This window comes from Streptococcus parasanguinis (assembly GCF_901875555.1).
In the GTDB taxonomy this organism is placed as follows: Bacteria; Bacillota; Bacilli; order Lactobacillales; family Streptococcaceae; genus Streptococcus; species Streptococcus parasanguinis_H.
This window is the reverse complement of the sequence record NZ_CABFMD010000002.1, coordinates 1-19,921: the sequence shown is the minus strand read 5'-3', so window position 1 is coordinate 19,921 and position 19,921 is coordinate 1. Positions and strand designations below refer to the sequence as shown.

Here is a 19,921-nt window from a genome sequence, read left to right as displayed (position 1 = left end):
ATAATCATGGTTTCCTCCTTCATCGATTGCAAGTACTTGTCTTATTATACCTTTTTATGCAATCGAACTCAATAGAATTTTGAAAATTGTCTGATTATTCTTTTTCTTTCTTATCTTCTTTTGCGTCTTGATCGGCTTCTTCACTACCTTTATTGACAGCTGTCTTAAATTCAGCAAACATTTTACCGATAGACTGGCCCAACTCAGGCAGGCGTTTTGGTCCAAAAATCAAGAGGGCACCCAAGATGATGATGATCAAACCTGGTGCTCCAATATCACGTAAAATTCCCATTAGTTTCTCCTTTTTCTCGAATAGATGACTTTACTGATGGCGACACTCACTTCAAATAAGAGGATCAAAGGGAGTGTCATGGCCAAGTCACTGATAAAGTCTGCAGGGGTTAGCACGACGGCTAAGACCAGCAGGACAAAGTAAGCGTAACGACGATAGGTGATTAAAAACTGTGGTGTCAAAAGCCCAATTGAGGTCAGAAAAGCGACCAAAACTGGTAACTCAAACAAGACTCCTAAAGGCAAGGTGGTGTGCCATAAGAAGGTTAAATAATTTTGTGCCGTTAATTGGGTATCAAACAGTCCTTCTCCCAAGCGCATCAAGACCTCTAAAATCGCTGGGCTGACAAAGAAATAACCAAATGCAAGCCCCAGCACAAAGCAAATAAAGCTAGCTGGGATGTAGGCAAAGACTGCTCGCGCCTCCTTCTCCCTCAAAGCCGGTCTCACAAATTGCCAAATCTGGTAGACAATAAAGGGCAGTGTCAGACTAAAGGCTGTAAGATTGGCCAGCGATACATAGATCCAGAGGATATCATTTGGCCCCAATACCAGCAATTTTTGATGCAGGCTAGCCGTCAATACTTGGTAGAGTTCTCCTCCAAATACAAAGGCTAGGATGAAGACGATAATATAACACAAGACCACTGCGATCAAACGTTTTCGAAATTCGACCAAGTGCTCGACAATGGTCATTTTATCTGCTCTACTCTTTGCCATGTTGTCTCACCGTGATAAGAGCGATCAGAGCCACAAAGAGTAGTTGAGAAAGAAGAACTTCCCAGCTTGGATAGATCCCTGCCCAATCGATGGTTGGAAGTTCATTGACCAAATGGTTCGGTAGGATATTAGTCAACTGCAGGGCGTGGATGCTGACACCGAGCATCTTGAAGGCCAAGGCGTAAATCAACCACGTCAGAATGAAAAAGATCCGATGAGGTTGGATGGCTTGACTGGCCTTGGTCATCGCCACTGCAATGATAATGAGAACGGCTATGGCAAGCTCGATTCCTAGTATGAAATGAGCAGTTGTAATCCGTGGAATGATTCCAACATAGAAGAGAATGGTCTCAGCCCCTTCACGAAAGACTGCTAAGAAACTGAGGGCAAACATAGAAACAAAACTTCCTGTAGCCGTTACCGTCTTCATCTGACGATCCATAAAGGCATTCCACTGTTTGACAGAGGACTTGCTGTGGAGCCAAATTCCAATGAGGATCATCATGACTACAGCGAAAATCCCAACGCCCCCTTCAATAATTTCCCGGTTAGACCCCGAAGTCACAGCTGGAAAAGCTACTTGCAGAACAAGAGCGATCGCTGCACTGGCAAGAACACCCGCAAAAGCTCCACCGTAGACCCATTTGAGGCCTTTCCTCATCTTGGCAGCCTTAAGGGTCGTTACAAGCGCCATGACGATCAGAAGCGCTTCTACACCTTCACGCAGAAGAATCAACATAGCATCAAAAGCGTTGTAAGAAGCTGTCGTATCAATCGCAGACAGGTCCCTGATCAAGGCTTGTAATTTCTCTTGATAGGTCTTTTCTTTCCCCTTAACCATAATGACCGGGGATTCACTCTCTACTCGCGTGTAGAGACTTGGATTGGTCGTGCTGACATCCCCCTCAATGGTTGGCCAGATGGTGATGAACTGCTTCATAGTTGCTGTAGCAGATTGATCGTCGCCGGATTGGAATTGGCTTAGCGCCTTCTCCAAAAGCTTGATCCCATCTTTCAGTGTCAAATCCGTACTAGCACTGCTAATCGCTTCTCCTTTTACAAAGGCATCAATCCCATTTTTGAGGTCATCATAGGAGGACTGGATGCTGGTGAAGTCAGTAGGCTCTGTTTCAATGCTACTACGTAAGAGCGAAATGGCCGTCTCGATTTTGCCATAGTAGGCTGTGCTATGATCTCTTACCACTGCTTCATTTCGTGTCCAGGTATTATTGAGATCTGCATAGGTTTGACGGGTTTTATCCAGATCCTTAGCTGTAATGGCATCTTGTAAATTCTTAAAGTAAGGAGCGAGCCGACTCACGAGTTTGTCTTTTTCTGCCTCTAAATCGACCGGATTTTGCTCTTTTTCAAAAGCTAGCAAGGCTGATGAAATCTTGGTGAGATCCTCTTTGGTTACCTCCCCTTTTATAGCTAGAGCTTGGCTAACTTTTTTTCCTGCCTTGGAATCATGGTAATTTTTGGATTCAAAATTATCCTGAATCTCAGCGATCAATTCCTTGGCCTTATCCTGGTTCTTATTTTCTACAGCGGTTGTTGCATCTGTGATCTTGATAAAGAGATCGCTATAAGATTCTGCAGCCACTGGATAAGTCCAGAACAAGGCAAGAAGGCCTAATAAGATCAAGAGTTTATTCAAAGAGTGCTTGACCAAGGTAACCTCCTTTCTCTACGCCTGCAAAGCAAGCAAAGAGTCCACTTCCGATATGGGTGATGTACTCGTTCATTTTATCGACTGCACCCAAATTGGTTTGGATTTTAACAAAACTGTTTGGATCTTTTTGAAAAGCGATAAAAATCAAGCCTGCATCAAATTGCCCCGTTCTCTCATCGATTCCATCCGAATAGGAATAAGACCGCCGTAAAATAGGGAGATTTAGCTCTTTTGCCAAGCGGACATGTGAATCGACTGGTAGTTTAGATAAATCTACTTCATCAAATTCGTTGGTTTTCCCAAATGGAGCGCCTGACTCCTTGTAGCGACCAAAGGTATTTTCCTGCTCCTGCAAATTGGTCCGGTCCCAAGTTTCTAAGTGCATTTGGACTAGACGAAGAGCCATGTAGGAACCACCCTTCATCCAGTCCTTACTGTCAGTCCAGACGACCTTATCAAAGTCCTTCTCAGTCGTGACATTTGCTGTTCCATCCTTGAAACCAAAGAGGTTGCGCGGTGTTTCTTTCCTGTCACCAATCGCCGCAAAACCGGACTTGCTCCACTTCATAGTGATGCTATTACGACCTTTGCGGATGAGATTTCGGACCGCATGAAAGGCTACTTGCTCATCGTCGGCACAGGCCTGAATGACGATGTCACCACCAGTGTATTTGTCCTGCAACTGCTCCTTTGGAAATGGAGGCAAATCACGAAAGAGCTTGGGACGTTTAGATTCCAAACCTAATTTCTTGAGAAAGTTAGCAGAGACACCAAACGTCAGGCTCAAGCGATAGGGGTTCAGTCCGACAGTTTCTCCTGTATCTTTTGGTGGTAAGAACCCATTGGCACCATTTTTTTGAACCAACTGCCCTTCGACTAATTTACTACTATAATCGGTCCAGTCTTTAAAGAGCTGGATGACTTCTTTTTTGTCCGTCGTGTGAAGATCTAACACCACCAAGTAGCAAGCCTTCTGCATGGCCGTCGTAATCCCTGCTTGGTGCTTGCCATAAAAGGAGATGTCTTCATCACCGTCATAAGCTTTTTTACTGGAACTGTCTTGATTAGCGAAAAAAGCAGATGCACCAGAGAGACCCAGCGCTAGACCAGCCCCTCCAATACCTGCTTTTTTAAGAAATTCACGACGGTCCATTTTTTTATCTAAAAATTTTTCGTCAGCCATTTTCCTTATTTCCCATCTAAAATCACACCCATTTGAGACAAAGGTTCCCCAAGTTTGGTAACCGCTTCTGCCAATTCTTTGGTATCGTCCTTGGTCAAATCTGTGTAAGACTTATAATTTGAATCATCGGTCATGTACTTATCCAACAAAGCATTGACATGTTTGAATTCTGCTTCCAAGGTTTTAACCAACTTAGCATCTTTTTTCTCAATCAAGGGTTTAAAGAGAGAGAAGATCTTTTCAGCCCCTTCAATATTAGCACGGAAGTCGTAAAGATCTGTATGAGAGAACACTTCCTCTTCACCTGTAATCTTTTGCGTTGCCACTTCATTAAGCAGGTCTACCGCCCCAGTTAGCATCACATCAGGAGTCACATCAACGGTTGCGATCTTAGCTTTCAACTCCTTGATATCGTTCACCAGTTGGTCTGCATATTTGTCTGTGCCATCTGTAGTATTGTTTTCCCAAAGGATACGCTCAATCCGGTGGAAGCCAGACCAGCCGTCTTCTGATTTCTTTTCATCCACATAGTCCACCAAACGGTAGTCGATCTTCACATCAGACTCCCCAAAGGTTTCAGCAATCGGTTCTGAGCGTTCGTAGGCCATGCGGATCAATGGGTATTGTTTTTTCGCTTCCTCCAAATTTCCAGATTTTAATGTATCACGAAAACTTTCAGAATCCTTGAGCAATTGGTCAATTTGCATTTGGACAAAGTCTTTGTATTCAGCTGTCGCATTGTCCAAGGTCTTCTGGTCAGCTTTTGACAACTTCACTGTTGAGCTGGTTTGCGTCTTTCGACTGGACTGCTTGCCAGTAGAGTTCGCACACCCCGCTAAAAGAGCAACACTCAATAAGAGTAGACTATATTTTTTCATGAAAAGTTTCTCCTTGTTCAATCTCGATCTTATTTTACCAGAATTTTTCTCATTTTTCAATAATTGTCTGAAAATTTAATAATAGAAAATAAACGCGGAGAAATGACTTTATTTACAAAAGGAGATCCTTGACCCGTCCGATTTCAGATTCTTTTACGACCACAAAGATACTATCTCCTAGGTACAAGCGGGTTGCGCCATTCACAGTATAACTCTTTCCACTACGCATTTGCGCAGTGATCAAGATATCATGTGGCAACTCAAGTTCATGAACTTGCTTCCCAGCAAGTTTTTCAGAGACCGGAATTTCAATGATAGTCAAGTCTCCTTCTTCTGACGCTTTATCTGGCAGTAATTGCTCCAGCATGGCTTCATAGACGGGCGCACCATGGAGAAGATCCATGATCATGTAGGCGAGCAAGGTGACCATACCCAGTGGCATCAGGCTACGAATATCCCCCACCATCTCTGTTACAAGAATCATGGCTGTCAGTGGGGCTTTTGAAATAGCCCCAAAATACCCACTCATCCCCAGGATAATAAAGAGAGGCAATTGATTAGAGCTGATAAACCCAATTTCTTGAAGAAAGGTTCCAACAATGGCTCCTAAAAGAGAACCCAAAGCAAGAATAGGCAAGAAAATCCCACCCGGAAGGCCACTACCATAACTTAGCATACTCCAGATAAATCGAAGAACAAAATAAAACACGATGGTCAATACAGGATAAGGTAAGCGTGCCAAATCAATCACCAATTGATTTCCTCCACCAAGAATTTGTGGTAGAAAGTAGCCGATCGGAAGGATGAAGAGAAAGGCAAATAAAGAAGAATAATGCGAAGGGACATGAAAGAGCTGTTCGAGTAGGCGGTAAAAACGTCCAATATTGAGGACCACTACTTCATAAACATACCCTGCAGCCCCTAAAAAGACTCCTAGAAAGAGATAAATCCAATATTGAGACAGATGGAGGGGCGGAATATTTTGTGGCATGTGAAGGACAGGAGTTTGGCCAAACACATTTAGAGAAATGAAATTTGCGGTCAGGCTTGCTGCCAGAGTCGTAATCCAAAAGAAGCGGGAAAAATGATGGTAGACTTCTTCCACGACAAATAAGAGTCCAGCAATAGGGGCATTAAAGGCTGCCGCAAGTCCTGCAGCCGCACCACTTGCAATCAAGGAGCGCTCTTCAACAGGACTAACCTGTAAATGACGAGCGACACCTTTTCCTCCCATAGCTCCTAATTGAATACTAGGCCCCTCACGTCCTAAAAGTAGTCCACTACCGATAGCTAAGACGCCCAGAATGTACTTCTTCCACAAGTTATTCCACCAACTGACAGCAAGCAACCCCTTGAGTTCTGCTTCTACTTGTGGAATCCCAGACCCTTTGATATCTTTATTGGTACGAATCAGGCGACCAGCCAGAAGGACAATCAAGCCATACCCCAGCACCATCATCAGAAGATAAAAAGGTTGAGAAGGCATGGCTTTGTACAGACCTTGCACCAGATGAAAAATATGTTCAATTAAAAAGCGAAAACTCGAGACAACACAGCCCACAATGATTCCAACAAGAACTCCTCGAACAACATGCGCTACAATTGAGCTAGAGGCAAATTGAAATTCATTTTTGATAGCTTCTTCTTTTACGGACATTCCTAAACTCCTTCAAACTCTTATCCTATTCATTATACCTTATTTCACTGCCTCTGAATACATGGAAAAGTAGAAAAAAACAAAACTAGCAGCGCTAGCTTTGTTTTTCATTTATTCATTATTCAGCAGATAAAGCTGCCATAGTGATGTAATTGTATGGTTTGTTGAAGTGTGGCAAGAAGAACAAGTCCGTCAAAGCCAATTTATCAATCGTCACGTGTTCTTGAATTGCAAGTGAGAACATGTGGATGGCCATTGAGATGGCGCTATCACGTGATACCATTTGAGCTCCAAGGATGTGGCGAGTGTCTCTATCGTAGACAATCTTAATACCTACTTCATAGTTATCATGTTTGATAAATTCTGGTTTTTGAAGATCGTTGAAGCCTGTTTCAGTGGCATTAAAGCCGGCAGCTTTTGCTTTTTCAAGTGTCAAACCAGTTGAAACCATGTGAAGGCCGTAGATAGAGATCCCGTTAGAACCTTGAACACCGATTCCTTCCAATTCATGACCAGTCGCATTGTAAGCACCGACAATACCTGAACGAACCGCATTAGATGCAAGAGCGATGTAGCTCATTTCACCACGTGCATTGTCATAGATCGTCGCACAGTCACCTACTGCGTAGACACCTGGAAGTGACGTTTCTTGTTTCTTATCGACAAGGAAGGCACCGTTGCGGAAGAGTTCAATCTTACCATCTGCAAGAGCTGTATTTGGACGGAAACCAACAGCCAAGATGACCATATCTACATCGAAGGTTTCTTTATCGGTTACAAGACGTTCTACCTTACCATCTCCTTCAACTGCTTGAACAGTTTGTCCAAGTGCCAAACGGATGTTGTGGTCTTCCAAGTTTTTCGCCATGATGTCTGTAAAGTCTTTGTCATAGTAGCCGTTCAAGACAGTGTCCACGATATCCACCAAGACAACGTCTTTACCAAGACGTTCGAAAGCTTCAGCAAGCTCAACACCGATGTAACCACCACCAACTACGGCGATGCGGTTCAAGTGTTTGCTGTTATCTTTCAATTTTTCGATGACTTCTTCAGCGTTTTGGTACAATTTAACAAATTGAAGATTTTCAAGAGTTGCTTTGAACTCGCGGTTACCAGGAACGATTTCTACTCCTTTGATCGGAGGAATGATCGGTGTAGAGCCAGTCGCAAAGATCAATTTTTCATAGTTTTCTTTGTGTTCTTCACCGTCAACTTCTGCTGTCACCACTTTGTTGTCATAATCAATTGAAAGAACAGGAGAGTTCATGTAGACTTTTGCACCTTTTGCTTCCAATTTTTCTTTGTCAGAGTAGAAAAGACCTTCTGGACCATCGATTTGTTCACCGATCCAAAGTGCCATCCCGCAACCAAGGAATGAAATGTTAGAGTTTTGGTCAAAAACTACAATTTCATTTTCAATTCCAAAATTATCTAACATAGTGTTTATACAAGCTGTTCCGGCATGGTTCGCCCCTACGACAACGATTTTACTCATAGAATAAATCCTACCTTTAATTTAATTTACCTCTTGAGTATATCATAATAATGGTATCGTTTACAATGGATTTGCTCAGTATTTGTGATTTTTTTTTCAATTTTTTTAAATCAAATTTTCACATTCTTCAATAAATGTCAAATAATTTGCTTGAAAGGATTGTGAAAACGGTATCTTTCTGATATACTGTAAGTAAGTGAAAATTGGAAAGGATAGATTTTTAGTGGAACTAAGCAGTCGATCCGAACGTTTGATGGGGACCACCATCACCGTTTCGATCTTTCACCCACAGGCGGAGCAAATCCTAGCCCAATGCTTTGAACTTCTCCGTACCTATGAACATCGCTTTAGTGCAAATGATACTAGTTCCGAACTGATGGTAGTCAATCATCAGGCTGGTATTAGACCTGTTCAGGTCCATCCAGAACTTTTTGAACTGATTACATTAGGAACGATACATAGCCAAGCAAAAGATAGCCATATGAACATAGCGATTGGTCCTCTTGTACAGACCTGGCGGATAGGATTTTCTGACGCCAGACGGCCTGAATCAGAAGAAATCGAGCAAGCTCTCTTAAAAATTGATCCCGAACAGATTCAACTAGACCAAGAAAGCCAAACAGTTTTTCTAAAGCGTCCTGGAATGAAGATCGATTTAGGTGCTTTAGCAAAAGGCTATAGTGCTGATTTGATTGCTACTTTTCTAAGAGAGAAAGGTATCTGTGATGCTTTGATTGATTTAGGTGGCAATATACTTACACTAGGTCAACACCCTATTAAACAACGGCCTTGGCGGATTGGTATTCAAAACCCTGTTGAATCGAGAGGTCAGCATCTACTGGTTCTATCGATTGAAAACAAGTCTGTGGTTACCTCAGGGATCTATGAGCGCCATTTAGAAGTCGATGGTCAGTCATTTCACCATATTTTTGATAGTCAGACAGGCTATCCAGTCGAGACAGATTTGGCCAGTATCACTATTATTTCCGATCGATCTGTAGATGGAGAAATCTGGACCACACGGCTGTTTGGGGAAGCACCAGCTTCCATTTTAGACATTGTTAACTCACTGCCTGGTATCGATGCTCTTTTGGTATCGCAATCAGGCAAGATTGCCTATACCAATGGGCTTCAAACTTATTTATAATTTCGCTATCAGAAAGGATCTTACATGACTAAACTTATTGCGATCGTTGGAACAAACTCAAAACGTTCTACAAACCGTAAACTACTTCAATATATGCAAAAACATTTTGCTGATAAAGCTGAGATTGAATTAGTTGAAATCAAAGATATTCCTGTCTTTAATAAACCAGCTGACAAACAAGTTCCTGAAGCTGTTTTGGAAATTGTTGCCAAAATCGAAGAGGCTGATGGAGTGATTATTGGTACTCCAGAATATGACCACTCCATTCCAGCAGTCTTGATGAGTGCTCTAGCATGGCTTTCTTACGGAGTCTTTCCATTGTTAAACAAACCGGTTATGATCACTGGTGCATCATATGGTACTTTAGGATCATCACGCGCCCAACTACAACTTCGTCAAATCTTAAATGCTCCAGAAATTAAAGCAAACGTCCTTCCTGACGAATTCTTACTTTCACATTCTTTGCAAGCATTTGACAACTATGGAGATTTGGTAGATTTGGACATCATTCAGAAATTAGATGCCATCTTTGACGATTTCCGTCTGTTTGTAAAGATTACTGACAAACTGCGTAATGCTCATGAATTACTTCGCAAAGATGCTGAAGAATTTAACTGGGAAAACTTGTAAGATAGGAGACTGAAAAGAATGAAATTTGTTGGACTTGTAGGATCAAATTATGATCAATCTTATAACCGAAAACTCTTGGAATTCATTCAACGCAAATTTAAACTCAAATTTGAATTGGAAGTTCTAGAAATCGACGAAGTTCCAATGTTTAACCAAGATGAAAAATGGGACGAAAGTTTCCAATTGCGTCTCTTATACAATAAAATTAATCGTGCAGACGGGGTGATTATCGCTACGCCAGAGCATAACCATACGATTTCTGCAGCACTCAAGTCTGTCCTTGAATGGCTCTCTTTCGAGGTGCATCCATTTGAAAACAAACCTGTTATGATCGTCGGTGCTTCTTATTACGATCAAGGAACATCACGCGCTCAGGTTCACCTACGTAAGATCTTGGATGCTCCAGGTGTTAATGCCTACACCCTTCCGGGTAACGAATTCCTTCTTGGCAAAGCCAAGGAAGCTTTTGATGATCAAGGCAATATCATCAACGAGGGGACCGTCAAATTCCTTGAAACCTGCTTGGATAATTTTATCAAATACGTAGAGGTTGTATCGAAATTGAAAAAACCAAAACCAATTGAACCAGAAGACTTGGAATGCGGAAAACCAATCGCAACGACTGTTACAGAGGTCGATCCTGACGATCCAGAATGGGTTGAAAAAGTTGCTGAAATTACCGGTGCTGTATCTGGCGATACGTATGTCAAACTAGACCATGGTATCCTGACTGTCAATCAAATCGACATGTTCTTGAAGGCCATGCCATTTGAATTGACTTATGCCGATGATAACAACCAATTCCTATACTACAACAATGCCCATCAGGACCCTGATACCATGTTTGCCAAACGGGTTCCACCTCAATCTGGTAGCCGGATGTCAACTGTTCACGGATCCCTTCCACCAGCTCGTATGAAGAACGTTGAGTGGGTGATCGGTACCCTTCGTAACGGAAACCAAGAATATGTGCGTACCATTGTCCCAGGCTCACCTGAAGGGGTGATCAATACTCACAACTACCAAGCTATGTACTATGAAGATGGCTCTTATGCAGGGATCAATGAGATTGTCTTCAACTTCAAACCATGGTTAGACTGGTACCTTCAAACAACCGGGCAACGCCTTGTAGGTGGTAGCGGACCATATGCTCCTGCTGGTGGTCACGGTGATGCTGATGCAACTTCGGGTGCTTCAGATGCCGGAGGGCATGGTGACGGAGGCCACGGAGATGCTGATGCAACTTCGGGTGCAAGCAACTAAGAAACTAAAAAAAAAATGAAGCTCCGTGCTTCATTTTTTTATTGGAACTCTTTGATAATCTTCTTAGCATCTTCGTTTGAAATAGCCCCTAATTGTACATGTCCAATTTTCCCATGACTGTCTATAAAGACTTCTGTAGGAATGGAGCGAACCTGATAATCTGCAAATGCAGAACCATTTGGATTGTATAAGACAGGCACTGACTTGTAATCTTGTTGATCAAACCATTTGACGAATTCTTCTTCAGTTTTTTCACCTTGGAGTCCTGGTGCCATAATGGTCAGAATTTCAAAGTCTCTATCCGTATCCTTGACTAATTTCTCTAATTCGGGCATACTTTGCCGGCAAGGACCACACCAGGTTGCCCAAAATTTCAAATAAACCTTCTTCCCTTTGTAGTCTGAAAGTTTGACCGTATTCCCCTTCATATCCTTTAACTCAAAGTCACTGGCGTCTTTTCCCACCAAAGGATTCTTATTCGTTGTTGTATTCATTGTCGGCTGATTGCTCATACTACTCTCACTAGATTGATTCATGGAACAAGCTGCCAGCAAAGTTAGAGAAAGTACTGAGAAACAAGCGTATTTAATACCTTTCATCATGTGTTAAACCTCCGATCATTTTATGAAAAGATAGATGACAAACTGTTCAATTGTCCCAAGAGTAAGAGAATTCCCATCAGAATAATGATGGCTCCGCCGATTTTCTTCAGCAACAACAAATGGGGTTTGAGACGATTAAAGTAAGGTAGGACCAGACTAGATGCTAAGGCCAAAAGTAAGAAGGGAAGGGCCATTCCCAATGTATAAACAAAGAGATAAACAGCTCCCATAAGAGCATCCTGCCCATCTGATGCTGCTAAAGCAAGAACTGATCCCAATACCGGACCGATACAAGGGGTCCAACCAAAACTAAATCCAAGGCCAAGGAGAAATGCTGAAAACAACTCATTCTTCTGTTTGTTGGCTCCAAAATCTACTGATTTTTGCTTTTCAAGAAAATGAAAGTGAAAAACTTCCATCTGATGAAGACCCAGTCCAATGATAAGGGCTCCCATCAGGTAACGGAACCAATTGGTGTACATAATCTTTCCAAGCAAGCCCGCTCCAAAACCAATGAGGAGGAAAATAACAGAAATACCAGCAATAAAACAAAGGGTTTTCAGCAAGCCATGCCAGCGAAATCTTTTTCCGAACAATCGGATAGCCTTTTCCTGATCACTTCCTAGCAAGATCCCAATATATACCGGTAGCAAAGGAAAGACACAGGGAGAAAAGAAAGACAGAATACCCGCTAGAAAAACTATCAGTGAAAAAAATAGTTGATTCATAGGCAACTCCGTATATTGATATGCTACATTTAGTTTAGCATTGACTGACCTAAAATAAAAATTTCCGCTACGTTTTTTTACTAAAATTTGGAATTGGATACTAGTTTCAAAAAAACTCTAAGGCACAAAACTTTAGAGCTTATATCATGACTTATTCTTCTGCAGTTTGTTTATTGGGTAATACAAACGATAAAAGAATCCCTATGGCTACTGGCACCAACCATGGAAGAGATTGAGCTGCAAAAGGCAGTAAAGCAATTCCCTTTTCTAATAGAGAAATTTTAAAGGTACTTGCTAGAACACTGGCAACAGATACCAAGCTGGCCAAAAAAATCGTCAATTGCATCCCTGGTTTTGAAAGAGCCACAAATTTATTCACAATCACAATCAACACAACGGTAATGGTAATAGGATAGAGAATCATCAAGACAGGCACTGAATAGGCAATAATGGCACTCAAACCAAGATTGGCAATGGAGAATCCAATCAAGGTAAAGAGAGTTGCATAGACCTTATAAGAAATCTTAGGGAAGGTATGATGGAAGAATTCCCCTGTTGAAACGATCAAACCGGCTGTTGTTGTAAAGCAAGTCACCGTCACCATCCCTGCAAGGAAAATTTGAGCAACTGGGCCAAAGATAGCCTTGGTTGCTTCTGAGAGGACATAAACACCCTTATTGGCATCGGAAGCCATCACTTCTGCTGGAATAGGGAAGTGATTTCCAAGGTAACCCAAGCCAATGTACAAAACACTAAAGCCAATGGCTACAACAATGCCAACAATCCAGATCGTTTTAATGTATTCTTTTTTACTGGTGAAACCAAGTTGATTAAGAGTAGTCACTGCGATGACGCTAAAGGCTACTGAAGCCAGGGCATCCAAGGTGTTATACCCTTCAAGGAAACCTTGCCCAAAGGCAGATGCTTGGTAGGCATCTGCTGCCACTTGAGGCGAGTGTCCGCTGTACTTGAGAGCACCAAGGACAACGAGTACAACGATCAAGATAGCAAAGGCAGGTGTTAAAATCCGACCAATACTATCTAGGATTTTAGAAGGATATAAGGCAATCAAATAGGCCAAACAGAAATAAATCAAGGTAAAAATGAAGAGACCAAGTCCTCCATTGGCTTTTCCTAACAAGGGGGCGATTCCAACTTCGTAGGAAACAGTTGCTGTTCTTGGAATAGCAAAGAATGGACCAATAGACAGATACAAGGCTACCAGATAAACGATGGCAAACCAAGGAGCAATTTTTCGTGAAATCTCATGGATATACCCTTTAGGATTGAGCGTCCCAATAATCAAAGTGATAATCGCAATCCCTACTCCTGATAAGACAAATCCAGCAATAGCTGGCCAAAATTGATGTCCAGACAATGCTCCTAGAGCTGGTGGAAAAATTAAGTTTCCAGCACCAAAAAAAATACCAAACAGTAATAAACCTGTCAGGGAACCTTTTCGTAACATGTGTTCTCCTTAAAAAGTAATAAGTTTTACTTTATCAAAATTATGGAACCGATGCAACTAATGTGCATACTTCTTGAGGTACTCACATCAAAATTAAATAAAAATGGAGATTCTAGTTTTACGTAGAGATTCTCCATCTTTTTCTAGTGATCACTAAATCGTCGGTATTTAATACGGAAGTCAAAGTAATTTTCTTCCTGAAGTTTATGGAAAATATCGCGATAAGCCTCTTCATCAAAATGATCGCCACGATAAAGAATTTCAAAGCTGAGACCATCGTATTCTAAGAATGCATTGGCCGTTTTGAAGCCATTTCGATGATAGAAGTCCATTCGAGCCTTTCGTTGCTCTAGATTGTCACATTCTTCATCCAAACGCTCGACCTCTAACAGCATGGTTCGTTCATAAAATTCGACCAGTTTGTCAATGATCTCCTTACCATAACCATGACTACGTAAATGTGGCATGATGGCGAAAAAACTGACATAAAAAGCCTTGGCGTTTGAAATTGCAAATGCAAATCCAACGAATTCCTCCTCATTGTAAAAAGCAAAGAAGTGCGCATCTTCATTGTGAGTGTAGCGCAGGTATTCATCCAAAGGAATTCGTTCTTCTTCGGGGAAAGCTTCGATATTTAAGCGTTCGACCTTGTCTAAATCCGGAAAATCCGGAGTGATCAACTGACTTGTTAAGCTCATAAAGCCTCCATTTCTTCTTTGATTATACCAAAAAATGTAAGGGCATTCAAGAATCAAGGCTTGTCGCTGCTAGACAAAGTTGATATAATGACACTATGAAAAGAATTCAACGTGTGGACCTAATTCACGGTCCGATTTTGCCTGCCATTTTGAGTTTTGCCTTTCCGATTCTTTTATCCAATATTTTCCAGCAACTCTACAATGCTTCAGACGTCATGATTGTCGGCCATTTTTTAGGCTCCAAATCTTTGGCAGCTGTAGGGTCTACTGCTGCAATTTTTGATTTGATCATCGGCTTTGCCCTTGGTGTGGGAAACGGAATGGGAATTATCATCGCTCGTAATTACGGGGCCAATCGCTTGGATCAATTACGAAAGTCAGTCGCAGCTACAGCGCTGATTGGGGTAGGTTTGAGCTTAGTGGTCATGCTTCTTGGTTATTTTGGACTCTATCCCTTGCTTGAGTTTTTAGGAACCCCTTCTAGTATTATTGCGCAAGCCTATCTCTATATTTCAACCATCGTCAACTGCGTGGCAGTCACCTTTGCCTACAACCTTTGTGCAGGACTTCTTCGCGCTGTGGGCGATAGCTTAGCAGCTCTATATTTTTTGATGATCGCTGCGGTTTTAAATATTTTTCTTGACCTCTACTTTATCACCCAACTTCATTGGGGCGTCCAGTCAGCAGGGATTGCGACCATCATCGCTCAAGGTATTTCGGCCCTTCTTTGTATCCTCTATATTCGTAAGAAGGTCCCTTTTCTTCTTCCACATCGCAAAGATTTTGTTTGGGACAAGGAGCTTTATCAGGATTTACTAAGTCAGGGCCTTGCCATGGGCCTCATGACTTCCATCGTTTCGATCGGTACGGTGATCCTCCAATCCGCTATTAATCAGCTTGGAACAACCATTATCAGTGCCCAGGTCGCAGCCCGTCGCATCATGTCCTTTGCCGTTTTACCGATTACAGCGATTGCCTCAAGTATCACAACCTTTATCTCGCAGAATTTTGGCGCAGAGCAATTCCAGCGGATCAAAAAAGGCATTACCATTACCAACCTTCTTTCTTGGGGTTGGTCTGTCTTAGTTGCTGCTCTTCTATTCTTTACAAGTCCGTCTTTAACCAGCTTTATTTCTGGCTCGTCAAATCCAGATCTCATTGCAAATGCTAGTCTATACCTTCAGATCAGCTCTTGTTTTTACCCTATTTTAGCGAGTCTCATTATCCTGAGAAATGCCCTACAGGGTATGGGCAAAAAGTTGACGCCTCTCACATCTAGTTTCATTGAATTGTTTGGTAAAATTTTCTTCGTTGTTTTCATTATTCCGTACACCGGCTACATGGGGGTTATCTTCTGTGAGCCCCTTATTTGGATCCCTATGACTTTGCAGCTATTCGTAACCTATCGCAAGATCAAGCACCAACTCCTTGCCTAATAACAATTTTTTAAACAAGAACAAAACAACTTCCGCTCAGTTGAACAGAAGTTGTTTTTTGATAGAAAGCAATTAGAATAAACCAACCGCAGTTCCGTCAGCCGCCACATCCATATTTAAAGCAGCTGGACGTTTTGGAAGTCCTGGCATGGTCATCACATCACCTGTAAGAGCAACGATAAAGCCTGCACCGAGTTTTGGTACCACTTCACGAATGGTAATTTCAAAGTTCTCAGGAGCTCCCAAAGCATTTGGGTTGTCTGAGAAACTGTACTGAGTTTTAGCCATACAAATTGGAAGTTTATCCCAACCATTTTTGACGATTTGGGCAATTTGGGTCTTAGCTTTCTTCTCAAAGTTCACCTTGACTCCACGATAGATTTCAGTAACGATGGTTTCGATTTTTTCTTCCACAGAAAGGTTGTTGTCATAGAGACGTGTATAGTTTGCTGGACTTGTTTCAATGGTCTTGACCAGTGTTTCAGCTAGCTCTACCCCGCCATCAGCACCATTGGCCCATACACTAGCCAACTCAACTGGCACGTTGATTTCGTCACACAATTCTTTCAGGGCAGCAATTTCTGCTTCTGTATCAGTGACAAATTCGTTGATGGCCACTACAGCAGGAATACCGAACTTGCGAATATTTTCAACGTGGCGTTTCAAGTTAGCAAATCCAGCTCGTACAGCTTCTACATTTTCTTGTGCAAGAGAATCTTTGCTAACTCCTCCATTCATCTTAAGAGCACGAAGGGTTGCAACAATGACGACAGCATCTGGTGAAGTAGGTAAGTTTGGAGTTTTAATGTCCAAGAATTTTTCAGCACCAAGGTCAGCACCAAATCCTGCTTCTGTAATCGTATAGTCTGCTAAATGAAGAGCTGTCGTCGTTGCTAATACAGAATTACATCCATGGGCAATATTGGCAAATGGACCACCGTGAACAAAGGCAGGAGTTCCATAGATGGTCTGAACCAAGTTTGGCTTGATCGCATCTTTCAAAAGTAAGGCAAGGGCGCCCTCTACTTCCAAGTCACGGACATAGACTGGCGTGCGATCATAGCGGTAACCGATAACGATATTAGCCAAGCGACGTTTCAAGTCTTCGATATCTGTTGCCAAGCAAAGAATGGCCATAATTTCAGAAGCAACGGTGATATCAAATCCATCTTCCCGCGGGATCCCATTTAGGGGGCTTCCAAGACCGACCGTCACATGACGAAGAGCACGGTCATTCAAGTCCACGACCCGTTTCCAGATAATGCGACGTTGGTCAATTCCTAGTTCATTTCCTTGATGCAAATGATTGTCAATCAAAGCTGCAAGGGCATTATTAGCCGTTGTAATGGCATGCATATCCCCTGTGAAATGAAGGTTAATATCTTCCATTGGAAGAACTTGGGCATAGCCACCTCCAGCAGCTCCTCCCTTGATCCCCATAACCGGACCTAAGGAAGGTTCGCGAATGGCAATCATGGTTTTCTTGCCGATTTTATTCAAAGCATCCGCTAAACCGATGGTAATAGTTGATTTTCCTTCACCAGCTGGGGTTGGGTTGATAGCTGTCACCAAAATGAGCTTCCCTACAGGATTTTTCTCAACTTCACGAATCTTATCAAAACTTAATTTCGCCTTGTATTTCCCGTACAATTCCAAATCGTCACTATCCAAACCGATTTTTTCAACGACGTCCACAATTGGTTTTAATTCAATACTTTGAGCAATCTCGATATCTGTTTTCATTAGGGGATACTCCTCTTTATTTGATACCTCCATTATACCTAAAATTCGCGAAAATAACATTCTTTTTATAAATTTTGAATTTTTTGTTCGCTTTTTATTGATTAGTCCTTCTAAATGTACCACTTAATACAAGGAGCACCTAACTATTTTGATAGCGACAAAGGGGCTTTTTTCCATCTTAATATCCAAAAGGCCGTTCAAATCTTTACTTACGTATCCTTTTTGTGTAAAATAGGCGTATGCATATTTTAATCACATCTGGCGGGACCAGTGAAGCCATTGATAGCGTTCGTTCGATCACCAATCATTCGACTGGATCTTTGGGAAAAGTTCTTGCGGAGACCGCTTTGGCAAAAGGCCACCATGTTACCCTGATCACTACGCCTACTGCTCTGAAGCCTGCACCTCATCCAGATCTTCGAATCTCGTTGATCAGGAATGTCGAAGAGCTACTCACTCGAATGAAACAGGAGGTTCCGCAACATCAGGTCTTGATCCACGCCATGGCCGTTTCAGATTACACACCGGTTTACATGACAGGACTTGATGAAGTCGCAAAAGCGCGAGATCTAACGACCTTTCTCCACCAAGAAAATCAGGAGACCAAAATTTCTTCAAAAGATGACTACCAGGTTCTCTTTTTAAAGAAAACACCAAAGATCATCTCCCTCGTAAAAGAATGGAATCCCGCTATTCAACTGATTGGTTTTAAACTCTTGGTTGCAGTTCCTACTGAAAAGTTGATTCAAGTGGCGCGTGAGAGTCTGTTGAGGAACCGTGCCAGCATGATCGTTGCCAATGATCTTACACAGATCCAAAATGGTCAGCATCAAGCTTATTTAGTGACGAATGATCAAGTTCTACAGGCTTCTACCAAATCTGAAATTGCAGAAATGGTCTTAGATTCAATCGAGTAAAGGAAATTTATGACACAGATCACCTTAGCTGTTACCGGCAGTATCTCTGCCTATAAAGCAGCAGATATTACTAGTCAATTGACCAAATTAGGCCTTGAGGTCAAGGTCTTGATGACATCTGCAGCCCAAAAATTTATCACCCCTTTGACCTTACAAGTTCTTTCAAAAAAACCAGTTGGACTAGATGTTTTGCTGGAAGACGATCCTAAAAGGATCGAACACATCGACATCGGAAAAGAGACCGATCTTTTTTTGGTCGCCCCTGCCAGCGCCAATACTATTGCCAAATTGGCCATTGGACTTGCAGATAATATGGTCACAAGCACAGCTCTAGCTTTGCCTCTAGGAACAAAAAAATTACTAGCCCCTGCTATGAATACAAAAATGCTAGAACATCCTGCCACCCAACGAAATCTAAAACTCTTACAAGACTACGGTTACCAGATTATCCAGCCGCGTGATACTGTTCTTGCTTGTGGGGATAAAGGTTCTGGAGCTCTAGCGTCTGTAGAAACTATTGTAGAAACTGTTAAGGAGAATTGTTTATGAGAAAGTCATCTTCTATTTCGCGAATCGCCATCTTTTTTGCAGTAATGATCACCATTCACTTTGTGACGTCCTTCATTCTGCAATTTGTTCCATCAGGCATTCAACCAACCTTGGTTCATATTCCTGTCGTGATCGCCTCTATCATATACGGTCCACGAACTGGAGCTATCTTAGGACTCCTCATGGGACTCTTTAGCCTCACCATGAACACCCTGGTTATAACACCAGCCAGCTATCTCTTTAGTCCCTTTGTCCCTCATGGGAATCTCTACTCCCTTCTCATTGCCATAGGCCCTCGGATTCTTATCGGGGTCACCCCTTATTTCGTCTATCGCTGGATCCGCAATCGTACAGGACTTATGATCGCTGGAATTGTCGGTTCCATGACCAATACTATTTTCGTTCTAAGTGGGATTTATTTCTTCTTCGGAAAAAGCTTCGGTGGTGGGATTCAACATTTCCTAGCCTTGATTGTCTCTACCAACTCCCTGATCGAAGTCATTGCGACAGTACTCATTACCAGTGCAGTTGTTCCATCACTTGAAAAATTAAAATAATCTTCCAAGCCAAGACAGATCTGTCTTGGCTTTTTCGATGGTTGAATGCCTCTTTTTTTTGAAAAGATTTACAATTATCGCTAGAATTTTCTGAAAAAATTTGCTATAATGTAAGCGATTAAATTATAAGCAAAAAGGAGACGCTTGCATGACCTATCAAGAAAACTACCAAAAATGGCTCGACTTTGCTGCATTACCAGCTTACCTTCGTGATGAGTTGGTCGCAATGGATGAAAAAACCAAAGAAGATGCCTTCTATACCAACCTAGAGTTCGGTACAGCTGGTA

Annotated in this window: 19 protein-coding genes; 7 read left to right on the top strand and 12 right to left on the bottom strand. The window is 42.1% G+C overall.

What is annotated here, in order from left to right; all coding sequences use genetic code 11:
* Nucleotides 1-94: 94 nt before the first annotated feature.
* The 7 genes from JX304_RS00545 to nox form a co-directional block, all read right to left on the bottom strand.
* On the bottom strand, nucleotides 95-292 hold the full coding sequence (locus JX304_RS00545; protein WP_009731003.1) for a Sec-independent protein translocase subunit TatA/TatB: 198 nt from the start codon (nucleotides 290-292) through the stop codon (nucleotides 95-97).
* Complete coding sequence (tatC, locus tag JX304_RS00540; RefSeq protein ID WP_205010791.1) at nucleotides 292-1,011, bottom strand: twin-arginine translocase subunit TatC; 720 nt, start codon at nucleotides 1,009-1,011, stop codon at nucleotides 292-294. The genes JX304_RS00545 and tatC overlap by 1 nt, the downstream gene beginning before the upstream one ends.
* Nucleotides 998-2,683 (bottom strand): FTR1 family iron permease, encoded by a 1,686-nt coding sequence (locus JX304_RS00535; protein ID WP_205010790.1) that lies wholly within the window; start codon nucleotides 2,681-2,683, stop codon nucleotides 998-1,000. Before JX304_RS00535 ends, tatC begins: the two co-directional genes overlap by 14 nt.
* Nucleotides 2,661-3,866 carry an iron uptake transporter deferrochelatase/peroxidase subunit gene (efeB, locus tag JX304_RS00530; protein WP_200773268.1) on the bottom strand — a complete coding sequence of 402 codons (1,206 nt, stop codon included), beginning with the start codon at nucleotides 3,864-3,866 and terminating at the stop codon, nucleotides 2,661-2,663. The genes JX304_RS00535 and efeB overlap by 23 nt, the downstream gene beginning before the upstream one ends.
* A gap of 5 nt (nucleotides 3,867-3,871) precedes the next feature.
* Nucleotides 3,872-4,744, bottom strand: a complete 873-nt coding sequence (gene efeO / locus JX304_RS00525) for an iron uptake system protein EfeO (protein WP_205010789.1) — start codon at nucleotides 4,742-4,744, stop codon at nucleotides 3,872-3,874.
* 112 nt (nucleotides 4,745-4,856) lie between these two features.
* On the bottom strand, nucleotides 4,857-6,401 hold the full coding sequence (locus JX304_RS00520; protein ID WP_205010788.1) for a ClC family H(+)/Cl(-) exchange transporter: 1,545 nt from the start codon (nucleotides 6,399-6,401) through the stop codon (nucleotides 4,857-4,859).
* A gap of 118 nt (nucleotides 6,402-6,519) precedes the next feature.
* Nucleotides 6,520-7,896 carry a H2O-forming NADH oxidase gene (gene nox / locus JX304_RS00515; RefSeq protein WP_205010787.1) on the bottom strand — a complete coding sequence of 459 codons (1,377 nt, stop codon included), beginning with the start codon at nucleotides 7,894-7,896 and terminating at the stop codon, nucleotides 6,520-6,522.
* A 223-nt stretch (nucleotides 7,897-8,119) separates the two neighbouring features.
* Between nox and JX304_RS00510 the strand changes: the two genes are divergently transcribed.
* Genes JX304_RS00510 through JX304_RS00500 form a run of 3 tightly spaced genes read left to right on the top strand, consistent with a single transcriptional unit; the run spans nucleotide 8,120 to nucleotide 10,936 of the window.
* Complete coding sequence (locus JX304_RS00510) at nucleotides 8,120-9,043, top strand: FAD:protein FMN transferase (protein ID WP_345770893.1); 924 nt, start codon at nucleotides 8,120-8,122, stop codon at nucleotides 9,041-9,043.
* Nucleotides 9,044-9,067: 24 nt separating this feature from the next.
* Entirely contained in the window at nucleotides 9,068-9,673 is a 606-nt protein-coding gene (locus tag JX304_RS00505) for an NADPH-dependent FMN reductase (protein ID WP_205010786.1), read from the top strand.
* A gap of 18 nt (nucleotides 9,674-9,691) precedes the next feature.
* Entirely contained in the window at nucleotides 9,692-10,936 is a 1,245-nt protein-coding gene (locus JX304_RS00500; RefSeq protein WP_205010785.1) for an NAD(P)H-dependent oxidoreductase, read from the top strand.
* Between the two features lie 38 nt (nucleotides 10,937-10,974).
* Here JX304_RS00500 and JX304_RS00495 read toward each other — a convergent pair whose 3' ends face one another.
* The 4 genes from JX304_RS00495 to JX304_RS00480 form a co-directional block, all read right to left on the bottom strand.
* Nucleotides 10,975-11,535, bottom strand: a complete 561-nt coding sequence (locus tag JX304_RS00495; protein ID WP_205010841.1) for a TlpA family protein disulfide reductase — start codon at nucleotides 11,533-11,535, stop codon at nucleotides 10,975-10,977.
* Between the two features lie 23 nt (nucleotides 11,536-11,558).
* Nucleotides 11,559-12,266 carry a thiol-disulfide oxidoreductase-associated membrane protein CcdA2 gene (gene ccdA2, locus JX304_RS00490; RefSeq protein ID WP_205010784.1) on the bottom strand — a complete coding sequence of 236 codons (708 nt, stop codon included), beginning with the start codon at nucleotides 12,264-12,266 and terminating at the stop codon, nucleotides 11,559-11,561.
* A 151-nt stretch (nucleotides 12,267-12,417) separates the two neighbouring features.
* On the bottom strand, nucleotides 12,418-13,734 hold the full coding sequence (gene brnQ / locus JX304_RS00485; RefSeq protein ID WP_205010783.1) for a branched-chain amino acid transport system II carrier protein: 1,317 nt from the start codon (nucleotides 13,732-13,734) through the stop codon (nucleotides 12,418-12,420).
* A gap of 143 nt (nucleotides 13,735-13,877) precedes the next feature.
* A complete protein-coding gene (locus JX304_RS00480; protein ID WP_205010782.1) occupies nucleotides 13,878-14,432 on the bottom strand; it encodes a GNAT family N-acetyltransferase in 555 nt (184 codons plus the stop codon).
* Nucleotides 14,433-14,527: 95 nt separating this feature from the next.
* On the opposite strand from JX304_RS00480, the gene JX304_RS00475 reads away from it, so the two are divergent.
* Nucleotides 14,528-15,868, top strand: coding sequence for an MATE family efflux transporter (locus JX304_RS00475; RefSeq protein ID WP_205010781.1), 1,341 nt, complete (start codon nucleotides 14,528-14,530; stop codon nucleotides 15,866-15,868).
* Between the two features lie 72 nt (nucleotides 15,869-15,940).
* Here JX304_RS00475 and JX304_RS00470 read toward each other — a convergent pair whose 3' ends face one another.
* Nucleotides 15,941-17,611 (bottom strand): formate--tetrahydrofolate ligase, encoded by a 1,671-nt coding sequence (locus tag JX304_RS00470; protein WP_205010780.1) that lies wholly within the window; start codon nucleotides 17,609-17,611, stop codon nucleotides 15,941-15,943.
* Nucleotides 17,612-17,850: 239 nt separating this feature from the next.
* On the opposite strand from JX304_RS00470, the gene JX304_RS00465 reads away from it, so the two are divergent.
* The 3 genes from JX304_RS00465 to JX304_RS00455 are packed head-to-tail and all read left to right on the top strand — an operon-like array spanning nucleotide 17,851 to nucleotide 19,634.
* Nucleotides 17,851-18,528, top strand: coding sequence for a phosphopantothenate--cysteine ligase (locus JX304_RS00465; protein ID WP_205010779.1), 678 nt, complete (start codon nucleotides 17,851-17,853; stop codon nucleotides 18,526-18,528).
* Between the two features lie 9 nt (nucleotides 18,529-18,537).
* Nucleotides 18,538-19,077 carry a phosphopantothenoylcysteine decarboxylase gene (gene coaC, locus JX304_RS00460; protein ID WP_205010778.1) on the top strand — a complete coding sequence of 180 codons (540 nt, stop codon included), beginning with the start codon at nucleotides 18,538-18,540 and terminating at the stop codon, nucleotides 19,075-19,077.
* Nucleotides 19,074-19,634: an ECF transporter S component gene (locus JX304_RS00455; protein WP_205010777.1), complete on the top strand. Its 561-nt coding sequence runs from the start codon at nucleotides 19,074-19,076 to the stop codon at nucleotides 19,632-19,634. The genes coaC and JX304_RS00455 overlap by 4 nt, the downstream gene beginning before the upstream one ends.
* Nucleotides 19,635-19,921: the final 287 nt, after the last annotated feature.